The 16686-nt window shown below is 65.5% G+C and carries 13 protein-coding genes; 8 read left to right on the forward strand and 5 right to left on the reverse strand.

The genetic code is table 11. From position 1 onward, the window contains the following. Positions 1-136 precede the first annotated feature (136 nt). The 8 genes from topA (at position 137) to pdeM (ending at position 10179) form a co-directional block, all read left to right on the forward strand. Positions 137-2758, forward strand: a complete 2622-nt coding sequence (gene topA, locus FQK05_RS16540) for a type I DNA topoisomerase (RefSeq protein ID WP_158968839.1) — start codon at positions 137-139, stop codon at positions 2756-2758. A 435-nt stretch (positions 2759-3193) separates the two neighbouring features. Continuing rightward, on the forward strand, positions 3194-3775 hold the full coding sequence (locus tag FQK05_RS16545) for a L,D-transpeptidase (RefSeq protein WP_199252695.1): 582 nt from the start codon (positions 3194-3196) through the stop codon (positions 3773-3775). A gap of 126 nt (positions 3776-3901) precedes the next feature. Further along, entirely contained in the window at positions 3902-4600 is a 699-nt protein-coding gene (locus tag FQK05_RS16550) for a CoA transferase subunit A (protein WP_158968841.1), read from the forward strand. An 11-nt stretch (positions 4601-4611) separates the two neighbouring features. Continuing rightward, positions 4612-5238: a CoA transferase subunit B gene (locus tag FQK05_RS16555; protein WP_158968843.1), complete on the forward strand. Its 627-nt coding sequence runs from the start codon at positions 4612-4614 to the stop codon at positions 5236-5238. 268 nt (positions 5239-5506) lie between these two features. After that, positions 5507-5716, forward strand: a complete 210-nt coding sequence (locus FQK05_RS16560; protein ID WP_158968845.1) for a hypothetical protein — start codon at positions 5507-5509, stop codon at positions 5714-5716. 492 nt (positions 5717-6208) lie between these two features. Further along, a complete protein-coding gene (locus tag FQK05_RS16565; protein WP_158968847.1) occupies positions 6209-7009 on the forward strand; it encodes an NAD(P)-dependent oxidoreductase in 801 nt (266 codons plus the stop codon). A 27-nt stretch (positions 7010-7036) separates the two neighbouring features. Continuing rightward, entirely contained in the window at positions 7037-9451 is a 2415-nt protein-coding gene (locus FQK05_RS16570; protein ID WP_158968849.1) for a ligase-associated DNA damage response DEXH box helicase, read from the forward strand. Between the two features lie 41 nt (positions 9452-9492). After that, complete coding sequence (gene pdeM / locus FQK05_RS16575) at positions 9493-10179, forward strand: ligase-associated DNA damage response endonuclease PdeM (protein ID WP_407644511.1); 687 nt, start codon at positions 9493-9495, stop codon at positions 10177-10179. Positions 10180-10385: 206 nt separating this feature from the next. Here pdeM and folD read toward each other — a convergent pair whose 3' ends face one another. The 5 genes from folD to ftsH all read right to left on the reverse strand — a co-directional run bounded on the left by folD (position 10386) and on the right by ftsH (position 16654). Next, entirely contained in the window at positions 10386-11288 is a 903-nt protein-coding gene (gene folD / locus FQK05_RS16580) for a bifunctional methylenetetrahydrofolate dehydrogenase/methenyltetrahydrofolate cyclohydrolase FolD (RefSeq protein WP_158968851.1), read from the reverse strand. A gap of 126 nt (positions 11289-11414) precedes the next feature. Further along, positions 11415-13091: a formate--tetrahydrofolate ligase gene (locus FQK05_RS16585; protein ID WP_158968853.1), complete on the reverse strand. Its 1677-nt coding sequence runs from the start codon at positions 13089-13091 to the stop codon at positions 11415-11417. Positions 13092-13225: 134 nt separating this feature from the next. Beyond that, positions 13226-13822 (reverse strand): MOSC domain-containing protein, encoded by a 597-nt coding sequence (locus FQK05_RS16590; RefSeq protein WP_158968855.1) that lies wholly within the window; start codon positions 13820-13822, stop codon positions 13226-13228. A 24-nt stretch (positions 13823-13846) separates the two neighbouring features. Further along, positions 13847-14617, reverse strand: coding sequence for a methyltransferase domain-containing protein (locus tag FQK05_RS16595; protein WP_158968857.1), 771 nt, complete (start codon positions 14615-14617; stop codon positions 13847-13849). A gap of 120 nt (positions 14618-14737) precedes the next feature. Further along, a complete protein-coding gene (gene ftsH, locus FQK05_RS16600) occupies positions 14738-16654 on the reverse strand; it encodes an ATP-dependent zinc metalloprotease FtsH (protein WP_158968859.1) in 1917 nt (638 codons plus the stop codon). Positions 16655-16686 lie beyond the last annotated feature (32 nt).

Here is a 16686-nt window from a genome sequence, read left to right on the forward strand (position 1 = left end):
GAAAGGTGCCCGAAAAGCCATCCAGATGGCCTGTCACCTGTGCTCAAACCGCACGGATTGACAATCGCCGCTTGCACCCCACATGTTCGCCCGCCATAGACCGCGCCTAGCGACTATCAGGAGGTTCCGGCGTTAAATGCCCGTCGTTGTTGTCGAATCCCCAGCCAAAGCCAAGACGATCAATCAGTATCTCGGCCCCGGCTACACCGTGCTTGCCTCTTACGGGCACGTACGCGACCTGCCGCCGAAGGACGGTTCGGTCGACACCGAGCACGATTTCGACATGAAGTGGGAAGTCGCCGCGGACAGCAAGAAACACATCAAGGCGATCGCCGATGCGCTGGCCGAAGATGGCGAACTGATCCTTGCCACCGACCCCGACCGCGAGGGCGAGGCGATCAGCTGGCACCTTCAGGAAGCCCTGACCAAGCGCAAGTCGATCAAGAAGGACACCCCCGTAAGCCGGGTGGTCTTCAACGCCATCACCAAGTCCGCCGTGACGGAAGCGATGGCGCATCCCCGCAATGTGGACATGCCCCTGGTCGAGGCCTATCTGGCCCGCCGCGCGCTGGACTATCTTGTGGGCTTCAACCTGTCGCCGGTCCTGTGGCGCAAGCTGCCGGGTGCCAAATCCGCCGGCCGCGTTCAATCCGTCTGCCTGCGCCTGATCGTCGAGCGCGAGATGGAGATCGAGGCCTTCAAGGCCCGCGAATACTGGACCGTCAAGGCGATCCTGTCGACGCCCAAGGGCGACGAGTACGAGGCGCGGCTGGTCTCTCTCGACGGTTCGAAACTGGACCGCTACGATCTGGGGGACGAGGCCGCGGCCACCGCCGCCGTGAAGGCCATCGAAGACCGTGCGCTGAAGGTCGCCTCGGTCGAGGCGAAGCCGGCCAGCCGCAATCCATCGGCGCCCTTCATGACCTCGACCCTGCAACAGGAAGCCAGTCGCAAGTTCGGCATGGGCGCCCGCCAGACCATGAGCGCCGCGCAACGCCTGTATGAAGCCGGCTATATTACCTACATGCGGACCGACGGCATCGACATGGCGCCCGAAGCCGTGACCGCGACCCGGGAAGAGATCGCGAGGCGCTATGGCGCGGAATACGTGCCTAAGACGCCGCGCATTTACAAGAACAAGGCCAAGAACGCGCAGGAAGCGCACGAATGTATCCGTCCGACCGATATGGGCCGCGGCGTGGATGACCTTAAGGTCACCGATACCGACCAGCGGCGCCTGTACGAACTGATCTGGAAGCGGACGATTTCCTGCCAGATGGAAGCCGCGCGTCTGGAACGCACCACGGTCGAAATCACGAGCGCCGACAACAAGGTCGGCCTGCGCGCCACCGGTCAGGTTGTGCTGTTCGACGGCTTTCTTCGCGTCTACGAGGAAGGCCGCGACGACAACACGGACGAGGACGACAAGCGCCTGCCCAAGATCGAGCAGGGCGAACCGGCCGAGAAGCGCAGCCTGCTGCCCGAACAGCATTTCACCCAGCCCCCGCCCCGCTATACCGAGGCAACGCTGGTCAAGAAGATGGAAGAGCTGGGGATCGGCCGGCCGTCGACCTATGCCTCGATCGTGACCACGATCCAGGACCGTGGCTATGTCCGCAAGGACAAGAACCGACTGATCCCGGAGGACAAGGGGCGGCTGGTGACGGCCTTCCTGGTCAACTACTTCCAGAAATACGTTGGCTACGACTTCACCGCCGGGCTGGAAGACCAGCTCGACAGCGTCAGCGCGGGCGAGGCCGACTACAAGGACGTGCTGAACCGGTTCTGGCACGATTTTTCCGCCGCAATCGCCGACACCGCAGAACTGCGGATCACCGAGGTGCTGGAGAAGATCAACGAGGTGCTGGAGCCGCACCTGTTCCCGCCGAAGGAAGACGGGTCCGATCCGCGGCTGTGTCCGAATTGCGGCCAGGGGCGCCTGTCGATGCGCACCGCCCGGTCGGGCGGCGCCTTCATCGGCTGTTCGAACTATCCCGAATGCCGCTATACCCGGCCCTTCGGCCCCCCGGGCATGGAGGACGAGAACGGGTCCGGCATTCCGCCCGAAGGCAAGGTCCTGGGCGAGGACGCGGGCGACAAGATCTATGCCTTCAAGGGCCGGTTCGGGCCTTACGTCCAGCGTGGCGAGGCGACGGACGAACAGCCCAAGCCACCGCGCCAGTCGATCCCCAAGGGCTGGGCGCCCGAGGAAACGACGCTGGAACAGGCGGTCAAGCTGCTGAGCCTGCCGCGGGCAATCGGGCCGCACCCGGAAGACGGGGTGATGGTCTGGTCGAATATCGGCCGCTACGGACCCTACCTGAAGCATGCCGATAGCATCTCGGACCGGGGGGGCACGAATGCCAACCTGGAAGATGTCGAGGAAGTCTTCACCATCGGCATGAACCGCGCGGTGGAGGTCCTGGCCTCGAAACCCCGTCGCGGCGGCAAGGCGGCCCCGGCGGCGCCCCTGCGCGAACTGGGCGACCACCCCGAAGGCGGACCCGTCTCCGTCATGAAGGGCCGCTATGGGCCTTACGTGAAGTGGGGCAAGATCAATGCCACGCTGCCCGAGTCGATCGAGGTCGACACCGTTACAATGACCCAGGCTCAGGAACTGCTGGACGCCAAGGCGGCCAAGTCGGGCACCAGGAAAAAGCCGGCAGCGAAGAAACCCGCTGCCAAGAAGGCCCCAGCAAAGAAAGCCCCCGCCAAGAAGGCGAAGGCCCCTGCCAAGGCTGCGGCTGCCAAGAAATAGGCTGGGAATGGACAGTCCCCGCCCCGGCAAGGCCATGAGCCTGCCGGGAGCGTCCCCAAACATCGGGGCAGCCTTTCTGCGACGTGCCCGGTGCGGCCCGTGCATCGGGGACCTTCGCGCCATCCGGCCAGGACCCGCCCGGACCGGCAAATCGCCAGGATTTGCCGCCCCCTGGCCGCGGGTCGTATTGATGCTTTCAGGTCGGCCCGCACACACGGACAGACACGCCAGCGCAGCACCCTGCCCCGATAGATGGGACTGGAAAAGCGCCCTTGCCGTGGCTAAAAGACATCGGGCCTTGCCGGTCAAGATTTCTTGATTGGAACTCCGTTCCGGCACCGGGGATTGTGTCGGAAATCAGGAAGACCACCAAGAATCCCCCTTCAAGACCCAATAAAAACACTTCATCGAGCAACGTTGAAAGGTAAGGCAATAATGTCTCGTTCTTTCGATCGCCGTCTGTTCCTTGGAACGGCGGGCGCGGCACTGACCCTTGGCGCCACATCTGCGCGCGCGCAGATGAACGCCATCCGCCCGCCGGAACCGGAACCGCCGGTCAACCGCAACATCTCCAGCTTCACGGGCCAGAACTGGCAGGACCACTTCCAGAGCCTGGGCGTCGCCAGCATCGTGGCCGATACCCGGTCGCGTGCCCTGCACTACTGGTCCGCCGACGGCACCGATTACCGGGTGTACCCGACCTCGGTCCCCCGCTCGGAAGAGCTGACCAAGCGCGGCTATACCGAGATCGTGCGCAAGAAGGAGGGCCCCAGCTGGACCCCCACCGCGTCGCAGCTGGAACGTTTCCCGGACTGGAAACCGATCCCCCCGGGCCCCGACAACCCGCTGGGCACCCATGCGATGTACCTGGCCTGGCCGGCTTACATCATCCATGGCACCCACGACACGCGGAAGATCGGCCGCCAAAGCTCGGACGGGTGCATCGGCCTGTTCAATGCCAATATCGCCGAGCTGTTCGAACTGTGCCCGGTCGGCACGCAGGTGCGCGTCATCTGACGCGCCCTTCCCCCTTCGGGCCCTTTCCGGTTGCCGCATGGCAGCGAACGCGCCTGCCCGTCTTGTTGACTTCACATGGGACGGGCGGCACAAGCTGGTTAACACCGTGCTCATAGGGAGAGGTTCATGAAGAAAGTCTACGGTTCCGCCGCCGAGGCGCTGGACGGGCTGCTGTTCGACGGCATGTTGATCGCGGCCGGCGGGTTTGGCCTTTGCGGCATCCCCGAGCTTCTCCTGCAGGCGATCAAGGATGCCGGCACAAAAGACCTGACCTTCGCGTCGAACAATGCGGGCGTCGACGATTTCGGCATCGGCATCCTGCTGCAGACCAAACAGGTCAAGAGGATGATCAGCTCCTACGTTGGCGAGAACAAGGAGTTCATGCGCCAGTACCTGGGCGGTGAGCTGGAGCTGGAATTCAATCCCCAGGGCACCCTGGCCGAGCGCATGCGCGCCGGCGGCGCCGGCATCCCGGGCTTCTACACCAAGACCGGTGTGGGCACGGTCATTGCCGAGGGCAAGGAACACAAGGATTTCGACGGCCAGACCTACATCATGGAAAAGGGCATCTTTGCCGACCTTTCCATCGTGAAGGCATGGAAGGCCGATGCCACCGGCAATGCGATCTTCCGCAAGACCGCCCGCAACTTCAATCCGCCTGCCGCGATGTGCGGCAAGGTCTGCGTGATGGAAGTAGAAGAGATCGTGCCGACCGGCTCGCTGGATCCCGACCATATCCATCTGCCCGGCGTCTACGTGCATCGCGTCATCCAGGGCGATCACGAGAAGCGCATCGAACAGCGCACCACCCGTCCGGCCGCGTAAAGGAGAGCATCATGCCCTGGGATCGCAATCAGATGGCCGCTCGGGCGGCGCAGGAACTAGAAGACGGGATGTACGTGAACCTTGGCATCGGTATTCCGACGCTGGTGTCGAACTACATTCCCGACGGCATCGATGTGATGCTGCAATCGGAAAACGGCATGCTGGGCATGGGCCCCTTCCCCATCGAGGGCGAAGAGGATCCGGACCTGATCAATGCCGGCAAGCAGACGATCACCGAACTGCCGATGACGTCCTTTTTCGACAGCGCCATGTCCTTCGGAATGATCCGTGGCGGCAAGATCGCCATGGCGATCCTGGGCGCGATGGAAGTGTCCGAAGAAGGCGACCTGGCGAACTGGATGATTCCCGGCAAGCTGGTCAAGGGCATGGGCGGCGCCATGGACCTGGTCGCGGGCGTGGGCCGCGTGATCGTTGTCATGGACCATGCCAACAAAGCCGGCGAATCCAAGGTCCTGAAGGAATGCACCCTGCCGCTGACCGGCAAGGGGGTGGTCGATATGATCATCACCAACCTGGGCGTCTTCGACGTTGTCGAAGGCGGGCTGAAGGTCAAGGAACTGGCCCCCGACGTGACCATGGAAGAGGTCGAGAAACTGACCGAGGCCACCCTGGTCTGACCTGATTTCACCGTCGCCCGCGATCTGCGGGCGACGGTCTTGGCGCCCGCCTTGCCCGGGCGCAGGCCTGCGGGCCTGATCCCGCCTTCCCCCGGAATTGCCGCAAATCCTCTGCACTGCGCCGGCCGCGCGGCACAGTCCTTCACGATTCCTGCCCCACTGCTGCCCCAATCCGGGTGTCTAACGACACTGCGGCAGCCTGCGTGCCCCAAGAAGCGGCCCCGCTGCCCGGAAACCAAGGCAGGCTTGATCCGTTGGAGGGACAGACATGCGCAAATTCCTGGAAACGTTCCTGAAGGACGAAAACGGCGTCGTCGCCATCGACTGGGTCATCCTGACCGCGGCAGTCGTGGCGCTGGCCGGTGCGGCCTATACCTCGATCGACGGCGGGTTGTCGGCGATGGGCAGCGAAATCGAAACCGAAATCGGCAGCAGCCTGTATTCCGGCCAAGGCGGGCATACCGGCGGTGGCAGCTGACCGGTGACACATCGCGTTTCACCCGATGCCATTTCAATGGAAATGCCGTCAAGCGCAACGCGGTGCGAAACAATCCAAGGACGTCATTGCGGACTGCCCGGCAGGCACGGCAAGCACGGATGCAGCCACCCGCCATGGCGCAAAAGGGCCCAAAGTCCCGCCGCCGGCCGGCGTTCAAAACATCTTTGGGTTGCTATTTCACTTGTTGACCAAATCGAATTGAATGGCGCTTCAATCGCCACTTCTATCCCTGTGGCAAATTGGAGATCCTTATGCGGCTTCGACGTGGAAAGCACCAGAATGCACGACTTTCCGAAAATCCTCGTTAAAATGTCCAGACAAGGAGGATGCGTGCAATCCTGGCAGCTTGGTACACTTTATGTGCGATAAATCGACAGGTTCAGACATTTTCGACGACGGTTTCCGCCCCGCAACGCCGCGGCGTGAAACAGGTGCGAAGTCATACGGCTGCCGGAGCAGGGCATACGGAAGATGATCGGATTGGCAGGATGTGGACGGATGGGGGCGCCCATGCTGCGCGCGCTGCGCGCCATGGGCCTTGCCGCGACCGGCTTCGACGTCCGCCCGGCCGCCGATTTCGGCGACATGCGCCTGATCGTGACCAATGATGCGCCCGGCTTTGCCGCAGGGATCGAAACGCTGATCACCGTGGTCCGCGACATCCCCCAGACCGAGGATGTGCTCTTCGGCCCCCAAAGCTTTGCCTTTGCGCCCCGGCTGGAACGGATCGTCATCTGCTCCACCCTCTCGCCCGCTTATGTGACCGGGCTGCGGCCGCGGATTCCGGCCCATGTCGCGCTGATCGATGCGCCCATGTCCGGCGCCCAGGTCGCGGCCGAAGAACGTCGGCTGACCTTCATGGTCGGCGGCAGCGAAGCCGACATCGACGACACGATGCCCCTGCTGCTGGCCATGGGTCGCCGCGTGCACCGGATGGGTGGCTATGGTGCTGGCATGCAGGCCAAGGTGCTGAACAACCTGCTGGCGGCCTCCAACACCGCCATGACGCGGCTGGTGCTGGACTGGGCCGATGTGGGCGGGGTCGACCGTCACCGGCTGCTGTCGCTGATCGACAATGCCTCTGGCCAGAACTGGTTCGCCTCCGGGTTCGAGCAGATCGAATTCGCCCGGGACGGCTATGCCCCCGACAACATGATCGGGATCCTGGTCAAGGATATCGACAGCGCACTGGATGCTGCGCCTGCCGGGGCGGATACCAGCCTGCCCGAGGCCATCCGCGCGCTGCTTCTGCACCTGCCGAAGATGGACTAGCGTGCCTCGCGGGACTAGCTCTGTGCCATGGCGCAGCTTCCCTCTTCGATCACCGACTGGTTCACATCCCGCGGCTGGGCGATCCATCCGCACCAGCAGGCCATGTTCGACCAGGCCGGCGCCCCCGCCACCCTGCTGATCGCCCCCACGGGCGGCGGCAAGACCATGGCGGGCTTCCTGCCCACGCTGGCGGAACTGGCCGTGGACCCGCGGCCCGGCCTTCATACGCTCTACGTCTCGCCCCTGAAGGCGCTGGCCGCCGACATCAAGCGCAACCTGCGCACCCCGGTGGCGGAGATCGGCCTGCCGATCCGCATCGACGACCGGACCGGCGACACAACGGCGACCCGCAAGAAGGCCCAGCGGGCCGACCCGCCACATATCCTGCTGACGACGCCGGAAAGCCTGGCGCTGCTGACCTCTTACGAAGACGCGGCGCGCACCTTCGCCGGCCTGCAACGCATCGTGGTGGACGAAATCCACGCGCTGGCCGAATCGAAGCGGGGCGACCAATTGATGCTGGCGCTGGCGCGGCTGCAGACGCTCTGCCCCGGCCTGCGGCGCGTGGGCCTGTCCGCCACGGTCGAAGACCCGTTGGCCATCGCCCGTCTTCTGGCGCGCCACCCGGATCCTTGCACGATCCTGACCGCCGATCCCGGCCCCGCCCCCGACATCACGATGCTTGCCACGAAGGAACGTCCGCCCTGGTCCGGCGGCGGGGCTGCCTATTCCATCCCGGCCGTGCTGGACCTGGTGAAACAGCACCGCATCACCCTGATCTTCCACAATACACGCGCGCAGGCGGAAATCTTCTTTCACAACCTGTGGCTTGCCAATGACGAAGGCCTGCCCATCGGCATCCACCATGGGTCCCTGGACCGCCAGCAACGCGAAAGGGTCGAGGCCGCGATGGTCCGCGGCGACCTGCGGGCCGTGGTCTGCACCGGGTCGCTGGACCTGGGGATAGACTGGGGCGACGTCGATCTGGTGATCCAGATCGGGGCGCCCAAGAACGTGAAGCGACTGGTCCAGCGGATCGGCCGCGCCAACCACCGCTACAACGCACCGTCGAAGGCCGTGCTGGTCCCCGCCAACCGGTTCGAGGTGGTGGAATGCGTGGCAGCCCTGGAAGCCGCACAGGCCAATGATCTGGACGGCGATCCCCGTGGGCCCGGGCCGCTGGACGTCCTGTGCCAGCATATCCTGATCGCCGCCTGTTCCGGCCCTTTCGACGCGGGCGAACTGTTCCGGGAAATGGCCTCGGCCGGTCCCTATGCCGGGCTGTCCCGCGCGGCTTTCGACGATTGCCTCGATTTCTGCGCAACCGGCGGCTATGCGCTGCGGGCCTATGACCGCTACCAGCGCCTGATGCAGGGCGCCGACGGCCGGTGGCACCTGCGCGACCCGCGCGCGGCGCAGCGGATCCGCATGAACATCGGCACGATCCAGGACACCGACACGCTGAAGGTCCGGCTGAAGCGCGACCGCGGCGCCAAGCCCCTGGGCGAGATCGAGGAAAGCTTTGCCGCCTCCCTCACCCCCGGCGACACCTTCCTGATCGGCGGAGAGATCGTGCGTTACGAGGGCCTGCGCGAAATGACGGTCGAGGTCACACGGAACGCCGCCCGCAAGCCCAAGATCGCGACCTTCATGGGGTCGAAGTTCTCGACCTCGACCCAGCTCAGCACCCGGATCCTGGACATGTTCGCCACGCGGGACTGGTCGGCCCTGCCGGGCCACACGGCCGAATGGCTGGACCTGCAGGCAGAGGTCTCGCGCCTGCCGGAAAGGGACAGCCTGCTTGTCGAAAGCTTTCCCCATGACGGGCAGGAATACATCTGCATCTACGGGTTCGCCGGGCGCAACGCGATGCAGACGCTGGGCCTTCTGGTCACCAAGCGGCTGGAGGAGACAGGCCACAGCCCACTGGGCTTCGTCGCCACCGACTATGCCGTTCTGATCTGGGGGCTGGACCCGGTGCACGATGTCGAACCGCTGTTCGACCGGCAGGCGCTGCGCCAGGGACGCGACGACTGGCTGGCGGGCAACATGATGATGAAGAAGACCTTCCGCGCCTCGGCCACCATCGCCGGCCTGATCGAACGCAACACGCCCACGGCCCGGAAGACCGGGCGGCAGGCTTCGTTTTCAACCGACATCCTGTACGACACGCTGCGCAAGTACGATCCCGACCACCTGATCCTGCGGATCACCCGGACCGAGGCCCTGCGCGGCCTCGTGGATTTCGGCCGGATCGAGGAGATGCTGGACCGGATCGGAGACCGGATCGAACTGCGACGGTTGGAACGGGTTACGCCCCTGGCCGCACCCCTGTTCCTGGAGGTCGGCAAGGTCCCTGTGAAGGGCAGCGCCGAGGAGCGCCTGCTGAGGGAAGAGGCAGAACTGCTGATGCAGACCTCCGGTCTTGCGGATCTGACCTGAGGGGGCTTGCCTGTCCCTGCCACTTGCGCGAAGAACGGACCATGAACACGATGACGGCCGATCCTTCCATCCATGCCTTCACCCTTGCCGGCGCGCAGCTGATGGCCATGGGGTCCGGCGCGCTCTGGTGGCCGGATCAGGCGCTGCTCTGCGTGTCGGACCTGCATTTCGGCAAGTCCGAACGGATGGCCCGCCGAAGCGGCGCGACCCTGCCGCCCTACGAAACTCGGGACACGCTGGCCCGGCTGGCCGACGATCTGGAAAGGACGTCGCCCCGCCACGTGATCTGCCTGGGCGACAGTTTCGACGACCTTGCCGCGGCCGAGGCCCTGCCGGAGGCAGAGCGCCTGTGGCTCTCCACCCTGCAGGCCGGACGCGACTGGACCTGGATCGAAGGCAACCACGACGCCGGCCCCATCGATCTGGGCGGTACCCATCGGGCGCAGGTGGTGCTGGGCCCCCTCACCTTCCGCCACATCGCCGAAGCCGGGGCATCGGGCGAAATCTCCGGCCATTACCATCCAAAGGCCAGGGTCCGCACCCGCGGCGGCAGCATCCGCCGCCCCGCCTTCCTGGTGGACCGCCAGCGCCTGATCCTGCCGGCCTACGGTACCTATACAGGCGGGCTGGATACCGGGTCCGAACCCCTGTCGGGTCTCATGCAACCCGGCGCCATCGCGATCCTGACAGGCCCCCGGCCGGCGGCCGTCCCGATGCCGCGCGGCTGAATTCCACCTCGTAGGGTGCGTGGTTCCCCACGCACCATTGCCCGACCCTCCCGCGGGGAGGTCGCAAAGCGACCGCCCCCCACCATCAATCGGCGGGGGCGGGCCGGCCTCTGCCCGGCGTACCGCCGGGCGAAACGCCGCAAGCGCACAGCAAGAGCGACATCCCGTAGCGTGCGTGGTTCCCACGCACCGCTCCGTCCCCGGGATCAGGCTGTCAGCCCCTCCGGTTCCGGCAGCCCGGCGATCCGGCAGCAGGCGGTGACAGTATTCGCCAGCAGGCAGGCAATGGTCAGCGGTCCGACCCCGCCCGGCACAGGCGTCATGGCCCCCGCGACCTCCTTCACCGAGTCGAAATCGACGTCGCCCACCAACCGGGTCTTCCCCTCGCCCCGTTCCGGCGCGGGGATACGGTTGATGCCCACGTCGATCACCGTGGCGCCCGGCTTGATCCAGTCGCCCGGCACCATCTTCGGCCGGCCGACGGCCGCCACGACGATATCCGCGCGGCGCACGACCTCGGCCAGGTCCCTGGTTCGCGAATGGGCGACGGTCACGGTACAGCTGTCCCGCAGCAAAAGCTGCGCCATTGGCTTGCCCACCAGGTTCGACCGGCCGATCACCACAGCATCGAGTCCCGACAGGTCCCCCAGCCGGTCCCGAAGCAGCATCAGGCAGCCCAGCGGCGTGCACGAGATCATGGCCCGCTGGCCGCTGGCCAGAAGGCCGGCATTGGTCACGCCCAGCCCGTCGACATCCTTGGCCGGATCGATCCGGGCGACGATATCGCGTTCCGACAGGTGGTCCGGTACCGGGAACTGCACCAGGATCCCGTGGACCTCCGGATCGGCGTTCAGCTTGTCGATAAGGGCATAGAGCTCGGCCTCCGGCACGTCGGCCGGCAGCTTGTGCTCGAAGCTGGCCATGCCGGCCTCGACGGTGGCAATGCCCTTGTTGCGGACATAGACTTGGCTGGCCGGGTCCTCGCCCACCAGCACCACGGCCAGACCGGGCGTCAGCCCGTGGTCGCCCTGAAGCCGGCCGACCTCGCGGGCCACCTGTTCGCGGATCCGGGCCCCGAAGGCCTTGCCGTCAATGATCTCTGCAACCATTCCCGTTCTCCATTGCTCGTCCGACCGGCCGCACCTTGCGCGACGCCGCCCCGCAGGGGCTGCGAGCGGGGCGGGCGGGGCTCGATGCCCCGGCCGGCCCGCGCCCCCTGGCGCCTGCCCTGCCGGTCAGAACAGACCTTCCACCTGACCGGCCGCATTCAGCCGGATCGATTCCGCAGCCGGCACCCGTGGCAGCCCCGGCATCGTCATGATCTCGCCGCAGATCGCCACCACGAATCCGGCGCCCGCGCTCAGCCGCACCTCGCGAACCGGCAACACGTGCCCTTCCGGCGCGCCGCGCAGGGTGGGATCGGCCGAGAAGGAATACTGCGTCTTCGCCATGCAGACCGGCAGCGCGCCATAGCCCTGCGCCTCCCAATCCGCAAGCTGCTTGCGGATCCTGGCATCCGCCACAACCTCGCCCGCGCGATAGATCTCGTGCGCGACGCATTCGATCTTTTCGAACAATCCCGTTTCATCCGGGTAAAGCGGTGCGAATTGCGACAGCCCCGCATCCGCGATCTGGGCCACGCGCGCCGCCAGCGCCTGCGCCCCCGCGCCGCCATCGGCCCAGTGCGTGCACAGGAAGGCCTCGGCACCCTGCCCGGCCGCGAAGGCCTTCACGGCCTCGATCTCAGCCCCGGTATCGCCACTGAAATGGTTGATCGCCACCACCACGGGCACGCCGAACTTCTTCAGGTTGGCGATGTGCCGGCCCAGGTTGGCGCAGCCCGCGGTGACCGCCGCCACATCCTCGGCCGCCAGTGCATCCTTGCCCACGCCACCATTCATCTTCAGCGCCCGGACCGTCGCCACCAGTACCACGCAATCCGGCGCCAGCCCCGCCTTGCGGCACTTGATGTTCATGAACTTCTCGGCGCCCAGATCGGCGCCGAACCCGGCTTCGGTCACCACGTAATCCGCCAGCTTCAGCGCCGTCTTCGTGGCGATGACGGAATTGCAGCCATGGGCGATGTTGGCGAAGGGCCCGCCATGGACGAAAGCCGGGTTGTTTTCCAGCGTCTGGACAAGGTTCGGCTGCATCGCGTCCTTCAGCAGCACCGTCATCGCCCCGTCTGCCTTCAGGTCGCGCGCCGTGACCGGCTGGCGGTCGAAGGTCTGGGCCACGATGATCCGGCCCAGGCGTTCTTCCAGGTCGGTCAGGTCCGCCGCAAGGCACAGGCAGGCCATCACTTCGGACGCCACGGTAATGTCGAACCCGGCTTCCCGCGGGAAGCCGTTCGGTACGCCGCCCAGGCCCACGACCATGTCGCGCAGCGCCCGGTCGTTCATGTCCATCACCCGCCGCCAGGTCACGCGGCGGACATCGATCCCCAGCGCGTTGCCCCAGTGGATGTGATTGTCGATCATCGCCGCCAGCAGATTGTGCGCCGCCGTGATCGCGTGGAAATCGCCGGTGAAGTGAAGGTTCATGTCCTCCATCGGCACGACCTGAGCGTACCCGCCCCCGGCCGCCCCGCCCTTCATGCCGAAGCACGGGCCAAGCGAGGCTTCGCGGATACAGACCGCCGCCCGTTTCCCGATCCGGTTCAACCCGTCGCCCAGGCCGACGGTGGTCGTCGTCTTGCCTTCGCCCGCCGGCGTCGGGTTGATGGCGGTCACCAGGATCAGCTTGCCGTCCGGCCTGCCGGCCAGCCCGTCGATGAACCCCTGGCCCAGCTTGGCCTTGTCATGGCCGTAGGGAACCAGGTCGGCGGCGGGTATCCCCAGCTTTGCCCCGATCTCCTGGATCGGCTGCTTGGTCGCGTCTCGGGCAATCTCGATATCGGATCTGGTGCTCATCGGGTGGCTGTCCCTTTCGGTTGGCCCGGGACACGGCAATCGCCTGATGGTCCTGGGCAGTCCTTATCCGGTCCGGGCCGCGTCGGAACAGGCTTTTCCGACGCAATCCGGCCTTCCGGCGGCGTGGATTGTTTCTATTCGGAAACGGCTGTCGCCTCTCCGACCCAGGCGCGCTGCGCCGGAACATGCAGTGCGAACCGGTCCCCCAGGGCCAGAGTGCCCGGATGTTCGACCCAGGCCGTGACCCCCCGCCGCCCCATGGCCGCGGGCTTGAACTTGGGCCCATAGCCGGCATGCGCTTTTTCGACCTCGCGCCCCGGAAGGACGCAAGGTTCGTTTTCCATGTCCACGGTCAGGGTCAGGCCCGATCCGGTCTGCAGCCGGGCCGAAGGCGGGATATGGGTAAAATCGGGAATGCCGCGCACGACGACAGTGGCGCCCAGAAAGGACGGGTCCAGCCTCTCCATCCCCATGTCGGCCGCGATCGCCTCCATCTCCTCGGCCGACAGGATGGTCAGCTGGCGGACGTTCCGGATCTGCGTGCCTTCCTTGTAAAGCTGCTTTACCCGCACGCAGGACGGCCGGAACGTGCCTTCGTGCCGTTCGCCGGCCAGGCCGTCGAAGGTCAGGTCCATCGCTTCGACCGGTTCCGCGGCAATGCCCTTTCCGGTAGGCACCTTGCCCAGCCAGACCACCTCGGCCGTCATCCCGGTGTTGCGCAATGTCGCCATGTCCGTCTCCTGTTCCCTGCCGGGTCAGGCCGGCAGTTGCACCGTAAAGAACAGCCGCCGGAACGGGAACAGGACAGATCCGTCCGCCTCGCGCGGATAGATCCGCGCGGCCCTAAGGTCATAGGCCGCGATCAACTGTTCCGCCTCGTCTTCCGACAGCACGTCCAGCACCGGCCGCGCGAAGGTGGACGAGGTGAAAAGCCGCACGGGATGCGCATCCGCCGCCGGGGGCAGGACCTGGAAATACTCCGTTTCCCACAGCGACAGGCCGCCCAGCGGCGACAGGATCCGGTGATAGTCGGCGGGTTCCAGGATCCCCGGCGCCGTCGACGGATCGAAGCGGCCGGGGAAATGTTCCGCGACAAGATCGTGCCACAGCCGGTGCGACGGCGCGGGATTTTGATGCGGCACCTGCACGGCCAGCATGCCACCCGGCGCCACGAACCCCGCCAGCCGCGGCAGCAGCGCGGCATGGGCTGGCAGCCAGTGGAGCAGTGCGTTGGAAAAGATCAGCGCCGGCGGCGCATCCGGCATCCAGGCCGTGGCATCGCCTTGCCGAAGATCGGCATAGGCCCCCGTCGCCCGGGCCTGTTCCAGCATCGCCGGAGAGCTGTCGATGCCCACAACGCGCCTGTCCGGGAACCGTGCCGCCAGCACCGGGCCCACGGCCCCGTTGCCGCAGCCCAGGTCGCAGATTTCACCCGGGGGAAGGTCCCCCACCTGCATCAGCAGGTCCAAGGCGGGCCGCAGGCGCAGCCCCGCGAATTGCGCATAAAGAGCAGGATTCCAGTCCATCCGCCAACCTTTCGATCCGAGTCGCGCGCGAACGGTATACGACGGCATACAGAAATATGTCACGCGGAATCGAAAAGGCCGGGCATTGGCCCGGCCTTCCTGTTTTCCACCCTTGGGTCCTCAGACGCTGGGTTCAGGTTCCATCCCGCCGCTGGGCGGGGCCTTGGGCTTGGTCTTGGGGATCGACGTGATCGAGGACGTGTCGTCATTGCCCGAGGCACTGCCACCTTCGCCATCGCCCGTCTGGGGCGGCTGGCCGTCGATCACACGCTGGATCTCCTCGCCGGTCAGGGTCTCGTATTCCAGAAGGCCCTGTGCCAGCCGTTCCCATTCCGCCTTGCGGTCGGTCAGGATCTGGAAGGCACGTTCATAGCCGCTCTGGATAAGGCGTTTCACCTCTTCCTCGATCAGTTCCTTCGTGTGGGCCGAAACCGAGAAGCCGCCGGTATTGCCCTGATAGCCTTCATGCGCCTCGGCATAGTCGATGTTGCCGACCTTGTCGGACATGCCCCAGCGCATCACCATCGCGCGGGCCAGACCCGAAGCCTGCTGGATATCGCCCGCAGGACCGTTCGACACGGCACCTTCACCGTACTTGATGATCTCGGCGGCCTTGCCGGCCATGGTCATCGCCAGCTTCTGTTCGCATTCCGACTTGTGCCAGTTCAGGCGGTCAATTTCCGGCAGCGAGACGACCATGCCCAGCGCACCGCCGCGCGGGATGATCGTGGCCTTGTAGACCGGATCGCATTCCGGAAGGGTCAGACCCACGACGGCGTGGCCGGCCTCGTGATAGGCGGTCTTTTCCTTCTGCTCGGGCGTCAGGACCATGGACCGGCGCTCGGCCCCCATAATGACCTTGTCCTTCGCGTTCTCGAAATCTTCCATCGTGACGAAACGCCGGCCCACGCGGGCGGCCATCAGCGCCGCCTCGTTCACCAGGTTCGCCAGATCGGCGCCCGAGAAGCCGGGCGAGCCGCGAGCGATGATGCGCAGGTCGACGTCGGGGCCCAGCGGGGTCTTGCGCGCGTGTACGTTCAGGATCTTCTCGCGGCCCTTGATGTCGGGGTTGCCCACGGTGACCTGGCGGTCGAAACGGCCGGGACGCAGCAGCGCCGGGTCCAGCACGTCCTTCCGGTTGGTCGCGGCCAGGATGATGACGCCTTCATTTGCCTCGAACCCGTCCATTTCCACCAGAAGCTGGTTCAGCGTCTGTTCGCGTTCGTCATTGCCGCCGCCGTAACCGGCACCACGATGGCGACCGACGGCATCGATTTCGTCGATGAAGACGATACAGGGCGCGTTCTTCTTCGCCTGTTCGAACATGTCGCGCACCCGGGACGCGCCGACACCGACGAACATTTCCACGAAATCCGAGCCGGAGATGGTGAAGAAGGGCACGCCAGCCTCGCCCGCAATGGCACGGGCCAAGAGCGTCTTACCGGTGCCCGGAGGGCCGACCAGCAGCGCGCCTTTCGGGATCTTGCCGCCAAGGCGGCTGAATTTCTGCGGATTGCGCAGGAATTCCACGATCTCTTCCAGTTCTTCCTTGGCCTCGTCGATACCTGCGACATCGTCGAAGGTCACGCGGCCCTGCTTTTCGGTCAAGAGCTTGGCGCGGGACTTGCCAAAGCCCATGGCCCCGCCCTTACCGCCGCCCTGCATGCGGTTCATGAAGAAGATCCACACGCCAATCAGCAGAAGCACCGGCAGAAGCGTGATCAGGAAGGACTGGAAGCCCGACTGCTGCTGCTTCACCGCCTGCACGGGAATGTTGTTCTGGATCAGCAGATCCGTGATCGCGGCGTCCTGCGGCTTGATCGTGACATAGTCCTGTCCGTCAGAGCCACGGAATCGGACCTGTTCGCCGTCCAGCGTGACCTTGCTGACTTCGTGTTTCTCGACCCGTTGGACGAATTCCGAATAGGGCATCTCGCGGCTTTGCAGCGATCCGCCGGAGCCTCCGAAAATATTGAAAAGCGCAAGGATCAGCAGGAACAGCACGACCCAGAAGGCGATGTTGCGCGCATTGTTCAAGGATGTTCTCCCGACATACTGGGCAGGGGCCG

It is taken from the genome of Chachezhania sediminis (assembly GCF_009765275.1).
In the GTDB taxonomy this organism is placed as follows: Bacteria; Pseudomonadota; Alphaproteobacteria; order Rhodobacterales; family Rhodobacteraceae; genus Chachezhania; species Chachezhania sediminis.

Bases quoted from the DNA above. Each gene is read 5' to 3' on its own strand.
- pdeM (WP_407644511.1), top strand. From the start codon at position 9,493: ATGAACACGATGACGGCCGATCCTTCCATCCATGCCTTCACCCTTGCC.
- FQK05_RS16570 (WP_158968849.1), top strand. From the start codon at position 7,037: ATGGCGCAGCTTCCCTCTTCGATCACCGACTGGTTCACATCCCGCGGC.
- FQK05_RS16590 (WP_158968855.1), bottom strand. From the start codon at position 13,822: ATGGCGACATTGCGCAACACCGGGATGACGGCCGAGGTGGTCTGGCTG.
- topA (WP_158968839.1), top strand. From the start codon at position 137: ATGCCCGTCGTTGTTGTCGAATCCCCAGCCAAAGCCAAGACGATCAAT.
- FQK05_RS16555 (WP_158968843.1), top strand. From the start codon at position 4,612: ATGCCCTGGGATCGCAATCAGATGGCCGCTCGGGCGGCGCAGGAACTA.
- FQK05_RS16550 (WP_158968841.1), top strand. From the start codon at position 3,902: ATGAAGAAAGTCTACGGTTCCGCCGCCGAGGCGCTGGACGGGCTGCTG.
- FQK05_RS16585 (WP_158968853.1), bottom strand. From the start codon at position 13,091: ATGAGCACCAGATCCGATATCGAGATTGCCCGAGACGCGACCAAGCAG.
- folD (WP_158968851.1), bottom strand. From the start codon at position 11,288: ATGGTTGCAGAGATCATTGACGGCAAGGCCTTCGGGGCCCGGATCCGC.
- FQK05_RS16565 (WP_158968847.1), top strand. From the start codon at position 6,209: ATGATCGGATTGGCAGGATGTGGACGGATGGGGGCGCCCATGCTGCGC.
- FQK05_RS16595 (WP_158968857.1), bottom strand. From the start codon at position 14,617: ATGGACTGGAATCCTGCTCTTTATGCGCAATTCGCGGGGCTGCGCCTG.
- FQK05_RS16545 (WP_199252695.1), top strand. From the start codon at position 3,194: ATGTCTCGTTCTTTCGATCGCCGTCTGTTCCTTGGAACGGCGGGCGCG.
- FQK05_RS16560 (WP_158968845.1), top strand. From the start codon at position 5,507: ATGCGCAAATTCCTGGAAACGTTCCTGAAGGACGAAAACGGCGTCGTC.